The organism is Actinomadura napierensis (genome assembly GCF_039529375.1).
Lineage (GTDB): Bacteria > Actinomycetota > Actinomycetes > Streptosporangiales > Streptosporangiaceae > Spirillospora > Spirillospora napierensis.
The window spans coordinates 1-580 of record NZ_BAAAMR010000375.1; the positions used below are offsets into that span (position 1 = coordinate 1).

Sequence of the window (580 nt, forward strand, 5' to 3'; positions counted from 1 at the left end):
GTATTAATATCTTGGATCGCAACTTTATAGTTACTACCACTTGGTCGATGCACGAGTGCAATTTTTTTACCATCTGCACTTAAAGTGCCACGAGCATTAAATGACCCTTTAAATGTTAAGCGTTTTACTGAGCCATTCCCAAAATCATAGCGATAAATTTGAGGAGAGCCACCACGGTCAGATGTAAAAATAAAAGCTTTTCCATCTGGTGTGTAACGCGCTTCAGTATCAATTCCCGAGTCATTTGTCATGCGTTTGACTTGGCGAGTTGATAAATCCATTTGATAAATTTCAGGGTTACCATTCATCGATGCTGTAAATAGCATTGATTTGCCATCTGGTGAAAAGCTTGGTGCACCATTTAAGCCTTTAAAACTCGTAAGTACTTCACGTGTTCCAGTAGAGAGATCTTGTAAATAAATGGCTGGACGTTTAGTTTCAAAAGAAACATAAGCAATTTTTTTAGCGTCAGGAGTCCATGCCGGAGACAAAATCGGGTCACGTGAAGAGAGAACAGTTTTCGGTTGTTCACCATCTGTATCGGCGATTTGTAAGGTATAACGTTCAGCAGGAGTGGCAG

The 580-nt window shown here is 40.2% G+C and carries 1 pseudogene; it reads right to left on the bottom strand.

Annotated features, from left to right (window positions below):
- Positions 1 to 580, bottom strand: a pseudogene (locus tag ABD296_RS50000) (hypothetical protein); the annotation flags it as partial.